Raw genomic sequence first — 5764 nt, 5'->3', positions numbered from 1 at the left:
TACGCCGCCTCCACAGCAGCATTGGCTACTGTTCGCCGCTCGAATTCGAAAACCTGCATGCGCAACATCAAAGCTTATCGTCGCGCGGGTTACCCACCGCCGGGCAGCGTCGTGGTCGTGACAACGCGTACGACCGGATTACTCTGTTAGTTGGCGGCCCAACTACGGTCGTTGGCCCACGAGTTCACACGGGCATTCGAAGGTCCGCTCCGTCCAGGCAACGGACCTTCGTGCTCGAATCATGTCAATCGCGTCGTTGGCCTCACTGCCTCAGATCATGCCCTCGGCTCGCCGCCACTTGAGTCCCGCGAGACTTGCCTTACAACGAAACGCCCAACACTCGCCCCAAAAAATAGGTATCGAGCGCTCTCATGCCGTGCGGACAGGATCTGATTATTCGCATTCGTGAGAACGCTATTTGCCTGAATCGCGGGTGACGGCACGTGCAGGATCCCCGACAATACATATCACGACGGGTGGTTGCGTCGGCTGGTGCGACACGGAACTCCTCATCCAGTCTTCCCGCCGTACTCTTGGAGTCGCGCTAACCGCGGGGCGAAATGGCCTTGAGAGCCACACAAATCGAGTCGCGCGCGGATCGACTGCTGCGAAGCGCTCGACAGCCAACCCCGTCAATGGGACAGGCGCTTCAGATCAGGAGCGGCGCGCAATTTGTGGTGTCAACGCGCTCTCGTGGCCATCAACTCCTGCGACACTGCTCTCCCAACTGACGTGCGTCGCATCATGTTGACGTTGGCCTTACGCATTGCCGAGAGCGCGTTAGTCAGAGCGATGACGAAGATTTGGCCGAAGAATGGAACGGGCAGCTTCACCGCAGGGTGTTGAGCTTCCGTGTCAGGTTTTTCATGGACCTTGCCGGATAGACCGTCGAGGGCCCAATATTTCATAACTTTTCAGGAGCGTTTGTGGCTTTCGAACATCGTGGATTTCGGGTGACTGCCGATGCTGTGGCGGACGAGCTTGGCGTTCAGTGGGTATGTCATGCCCTTATCGAACGTACCGACGGTGATGCGAAGAAAGGCGCGCCCGCAGGCATCGAACTAACTCTTCCTGGGGCTAAGATTGATCCTTTGATGGCGATCGGCGCACTTGAGCACAAATCCCGGGGCGTCATCGATGATTGGCACGAAACAGGGCAAGCATAGGGGCAGGTCTTCATTTACTTTGAGCCGCTCTGCATCGGGGCGAGACCTGCGGGTTCCAGCTTGACCCGCTTGATGTCGCACGCCAATACGTGAAGACTCATCTCGGTGTTTAGCCTTTACATCGGCGGTGGCGAAGCCACTGCCATGGCCATCGAGATGATTTAACGTAAGCTTCGGTCAGCCGACGCACACTGTCACGCCCGCAAAGGGATGTAGCGATAAGTCATTGTTTCGAGTCACCGCCCCCCCGGTGGCACCCGCGTACCGCGGTCGTCGGAGTATTTGTCGCGTGGTGCGAAGCCGCGAATGAGCGAGTGGGCTCGCGTGCTGCCGATTGAGGCCCAACGAGGTTGACGATGCGTATGCCGATTGCATGAGGCAGCGCGCGGCCCAATTGCGGACGTTGGCTGAAGGCACCCGATTTTGCACGGCTTGCCCGTTTACCACGACGGCAAAGTTACTACACCTGGTAAGGTTGGTAAGGTCGCGGAGATCCGGTGCGCGGTCTTTCTCAAGGAGTTGCGCGCACTCCACGCTTTCGGAAAAAGCAGTTAGAGCCTGCGCACATTGTTTGTGCGGCGTAACTCGTCTCGTTGGTCCATCAAACAGAAGGACCCAATCACGCAGACTGTTATAAGGCGGTATTCCGGAAAGGGTGCAAAGGAGCTATTCGATCTGCTGGAGATGCGAACGGCTGACGTCGAAGAACTGATGCGTTCGGTCAAACGCTTTGTCGGCTACACCCTCGCACGCGCAGTGCGATAGCGGATTGTCGGTGACTGTTTGCCAAGACAAGGCAGGCATTGCATGCGACCGATGCCATCGACATGGCCACCGTTCTGGGGCCACATGGCGCCGTCGGCGAACTCGAACGCATGCGCGACGAAGGTAAAGTCCGCGACACGGCATCGCGTTGCCATCCTTGAGACACAGCGCGACGGGCGTGTAAGTGGTCTCGGTCGATGTGCTGCACGGGGATCGTTACAGAAATGCTGCCGTCGGCGATGATGGTCACCGCGACCGGGCCCTGAAGCGTGCCAGTAAATTGCGCGTTGCTTTCGTTTACGGGAAAGCCCGGGCGTCAGCGCATTCTCATATATACCCGAATAGGCTGCGAGGTTCGCCGGGACAGGCGCGTTCGCAGTGTTTTTGCCCAGCGAGCCGCCTACCAGCAACAGCGAGGACGGAACAACGAGCGTGCCGGACTGATACTGCGACGAAGTGCCGGCCTCAGTCAGTTGCATCTGGACGCTGTTGCTCGCGCCGATGTTTGTGCTGGCCGCGACCGGCACAGTGTTGAACGAAATTACGCGATTGTGAGAGTGGCAGGCCCAGCCGTTGCATTTGAGAGGGTCGCGACACTATCGCCGCCGCCCTCGCCCGCCCAACGGGCAGCGGCATCAGCGCCCGCCTCTCTTCTAACCCTTTCTTCATAAAACTTACACAGATAAGCGAGATTATGCTGCCCCATCGCTGACATCGGCAAATGATTGCCTTGGCGCCCATCCCCGTGCCGGAGACGTTGCGTTGCCCTCTGTGTGGAAGTCCTCATTCGCGTTGCAGCCCAAACGTTTGGCGTCTGCATGGATCGCCGCTTCACTATGCGCGCTGGTTGGCGCATGCAGCAACGATGCCACCGATGACCATGCAGCAAACCCGAGCACGCCCGGCTCGGCGGACAGCCTCGCCGACCACGGCGACACGGCCGCTATGGCATCGGCGAATCCGTCGCAGGCCGAATCCGCGCCGTCGGCGCTCACGATTCAAACCCCAGCACTGCCCGCTTCAAGCACGGGCCCGGCACTATCCGCCACCGCCGCGGGACCGCTCGCCACGCCGGTGATCCATACCGTGGATTGAGTTCCACTCCACATGTATCGTTCGTCAACCGAAGATCGAAAGCCACAACCATGACCTCAAAAAATCGCCGTGATTTTCTGCGTTCCGCCGCGCAAGCCGTTGGTTCCGCTACCGCGCTGAGCATGTTGCCGCTGGGTATTCGCAACGCGCTCGCCATTCCAGCCAACAACCGGACCGGATCGCTTTACGACGTCGAACACATCGTCGTGCTGATGCAGGAAAACCGTTCCTTCGATCACTACTTCGGCACGCTCAGAGGCGTACGCGGATTCGGCGACACGCGCGCGATCAGTCTGCCGAATGGCCAGCCGGTGTGGTATCAGCCGCTTACGGCGGATGCCACCGACCCAGATTACGTGCTGCCGTTCCATCCTACTGCGCCGAACCTGGGCCTGCAGTTCCTGCAGGATCTCGCGCACGACTGGGGCAGCACGCACGCGGCCTGGAACGGCGGCCGCTACAATCAATGGGTGCCCGCCAAGAGCGCGCTCACGATGGCCTACCTCACGCGCGACGACATCCCGTTTCACTACCAGCTCGCCGACGCGTTCACGATCTGCGACGCGTACCACTGCTCGACGATGACCTCGACGGACCCGAACCGCTACTACATGTGGACCGGCTGGGTGGGCAACGACGGCAGCGGCGGCGGCCCGGTGCTCGACAACTCGGAGCTCGGCTACGGCTGGTCCACCTATCCGGAAGTGCTGCAGAACGCGGGCATCTCGTGGAAGATCTATCAGGACATCGGCATCGGTCTCGACGGCAACGGTGCGTGGGGCTGGACGCAGAACCCGTACATCGGCAACTACGGCGACAACTCGCTGCTCTACTTCAACCAGTACCGCAATGCCCAGCCCGGCAACCCGCTGTACGACAACGCGCGCACCGGCACCAACGCGGCCAAAGGCGACGGCTTCTTCGACATTCTCAAGCGCGACGTGCAGAACAACACGCTGCCGCAAGTGTCGTGGATAGTCGCGCCCGAAGCGTATTCCGAGCATCCGAACTGGCCTTCGAATTTCGGCGCGTGGTACGTCGATCAGGTCTTGCAGGTTCTCACGTCGAATCCCGATGTGTGGAGCAAGACCGTGCTGCTGATCAACTTCGACGAGAACGACGGCTTCTTCGATCACATCGCGCCGCCTTTCCCAGCGGCTTCGAACGCCAATGGCCTGTCCACCGTCGACATCAGCAACGAAATCTATCCGGGCGATGCGAAAAATGCCGCGGGCCCCTACGGCCTTGGACCGCGTGTGCCGATGCTGGTCGTGTCGCCATGGTCGAAAGGCGGCTACGTGTGCTCGGAAGTGTTCGACCATACGTCGGTGATCCGCTTCATCGAAAAGCGTTTCGGCCAGCAGCACAACCTAGCCGAATCGAACATAACGCCGTGGCGTCGCGCGGTGTGCGGCGATCTGCTGTCGGCGTTCAACTTCAGCAATCCGAACGACGCGTTGCCGACCCTGCCGAGCACGAGCGCCTACGTGCCGCCCGATCAGAAGCGCCATCCGGATTACGTGCCGCAACCGCCGGCCGCGCAGGCGCTGCCGAAGCAGGAAGCGGGCATGCGCCCCGCGCGCGCGTTGCCGTACGAATTGTTCGTGCGCGTGCACGGCGACGGCTCGGCGAAGCAATTGACGATGCGCTTCGTCAACACGGGCCGCGCCGGTGCGGTGTTCCTCGTCTACGCTGCGCAGGGTGCCGACGCGCCGCGCACCTATACGGTCGAAGCCGGCAAGCGGCTGCAGGATCAGTTGCCGTTGAACGGAGACGGCAGCTACGACTTCACCGTGCACGGACCGAACGGTTTTCTGCGGCGTTTCGCGGGCAAAGCGGTTGCGCGCAACTGGTGGAACGGCTCGGACGTCGCCCGGCCGGAAATCGCCGAGGGTTACGACGTAGCGAACGGCAACCTGCAACTGCGGCTGGAAAACGTGGGCAGCGCGCGTTGCCAGTTCACGATCGTCAACGCGTACGACGCGAACAACGCGATCACGCACTCGGTCCGCGGCGGCGACACCGAACAGCTCTACCTCGATCTGCGCAATGCGCACGGCTGGTACGACCTCGCGATCACGGTCGATACCGACACGGCGTTCGTGCGGCGCCTCGCCGGTCATGTGGAGACTGGCGAGAGCAGCATGAGCGATCCTGCGCTGGGCAGTTGAGCATGAGCCACGCAGCTGACGGGCCCAATGAACGGCCGCCGCCGGCTTCGCGGCGCGTAGCGTAACAACAAACGCGTCGCGTTATTGTCGATTGAATACAGCGCCTGGTGAGCATATGCCGCCGGGCGCTATGCATTGGCGCGATTGTGGCTTCCCGGTTGGCGCGCGTTACGCGGCGCTCACGACTCGAAGTCGAGGCCGCCGAGCAACGCCACCGGTTCGCCTTGCATATGCGACAGAAAATCCCGTTCGCGCGCGGGTCCACGCGCTCAGCTTGCGCGGCAACACTGCAACTCAAGGGCACCAGCTATGAGGGCCGCTATGTGATCGTCGATATCGAGCTTGAGAGCGACCGGCCGACCGAGCGTCTGGCTTACTTCGATCCGTCGTCCAACCCCGGTTCCACCGTCCTCGTCCACAAGCAGCCGGACAATGTCTGGCGCATTGAACCGCTTGGGTTTCCTGGACACATTGCAATGTTAGTGTCAGGCCTTTCATGAGCCTTCGGCCGTAGGCCGAAGGCTGTGCTGCCGGGCAAACTCGCCCGGCGTCAAGTCGTTGAGCGCC

General features: G+C 61.1%; 3 protein-coding genes and 2 pseudogenes. All 5 read left to right on the top strand.

What is annotated here, in order from left to right; all coding sequences use genetic code 11:
• Nucleotides 1-926 precede the first annotated feature (926 nt).
• The gene (locus ABQJ48_RS37310; RefSeq protein ID WP_367842869.1) at nucleotides 927-1166 is read left to right on the top strand and encodes a hypothetical protein; all 240 of its coding nucleotides are present in this window, start codon (nucleotides 927-929) and stop codon (nucleotides 1164-1166) included.
• Between the two features lie 618 nt (nucleotides 1167-1784).
• A pseudogene (locus ABQJ48_RS37305) lies at nucleotides 1785-1971 on the top strand (hypothetical protein); the annotation flags it as partial.
• Nucleotides 1972-2693: 722 nt separating this feature from the next.
• Nucleotides 2694-3026, top strand: a complete 333-nt coding sequence (locus ABQJ48_RS37300) for a hypothetical protein (protein WP_473094247.1) — start codon at nucleotides 2694-2696, stop codon at nucleotides 3024-3026.
• Nucleotides 3027-3076: 50 nt separating this feature from the next.
• Nucleotides 3077-5197 carry a phosphocholine-specific phospholipase C gene (locus tag ABQJ48_RS37295; protein ID WP_367842868.1) on the top strand — a complete coding sequence of 707 codons (2121 nt, stop codon included), beginning with the start codon at nucleotides 3077-3079 and terminating at the stop codon, nucleotides 5195-5197.
• Nucleotides 5198-5475: 278 nt separating this feature from the next.
• Nucleotides 5476-5646: pseudogene (locus ABQJ48_RS37995) on the top strand (FAD-dependent oxidoreductase); the annotation flags it as partial.
• Nucleotides 5647-5764: the final 118 nt, after the last annotated feature.

The organism is Paraburkholderia suaedae, assembly GCF_040812055.1.
Taxonomy (GTDB): domain Bacteria; phylum Pseudomonadota; class Gammaproteobacteria; order Burkholderiales; family Burkholderiaceae; genus Paraburkholderia.
The sequence above is the reverse complement of the archived record's forward strand: the minus strand, read 5'-3'. Positions and strand labels throughout refer to the sequence as shown.